This is a genomic window from Enterobacteriaceae endosymbiont of Donacia clavipes (assembly GCF_012570365.1).
Taxonomy (GTDB): Bacteria; Pseudomonadota; Gammaproteobacteria; order Enterobacterales; family Enterobacteriaceae.
The window spans coordinates 1-653 of record NZ_CP046208.1 but is presented as its reverse complement, the minus strand read 5'-3'; the positions used below and the strand labels follow the sequence as shown (position 1 = coordinate 653).

The following is a 653-nucleotide window of genomic DNA, read 5'->3' as shown; positions in this document are numbered from 1 at the left end:
TAAAAAAAAATACGATACAAAATAATTAATTTCTAAAAATTGAATGCCCACATATATTTTCTGATAAATTATTAAAGAACTAAAAAATTATTATTTATAAAAATAATTTTTTATTATTAATAATAATACTAGTTATTTATTAAAAGTCAAATAAAATTTGTTTTAAATTTATATTAAATATATTTAATATTTAATATTTTATATTTCATTACTCCTCTAGGAGTATGAACATTAATAATATCATTTTTTTCTTTTCCAATTAATGCTCTAGAAATAGGTGCATTAACTGAAATTAAATTATTTTTTAAATCTGCTTCGTCATGACCTACAATTTTATAAGAATTAATTTCATTAGTTATTATATTTATTAAACTTATTGTAGCACCAAAAATAATTTTATTATTATGTATAATTTTTGTAACATCTATTATATTAGCATTTGATAATTTTATTTCTATATCTTTAATACGTCCTTCACAAAAACTTTGTGCTTCACGAGCTGCTTGATATTCAGAATTTTCTTTTAAATCACCATGTTTTCTTGCTTCTATAATAGAATTAATAATTTTTGGTCTTTCTATATTTTTTAATTTCATTAATTCTTTATGTAGTTTTTTTATACCTTGTAAGGTCATAGGAATTTGATTTATCAT

Annotated in this window: 1 rRNA gene (running past one end of the window); it reads right to left on the bottom strand. The window is 18.2% G+C overall.

From position 1 onward, the window contains the following. Positions 1-653: ribosomal RNA gene (locus tag GJT92_RS02260) — 16S ribosomal RNA — on the bottom strand (it extends 1,263 nt beyond the left edge of the window).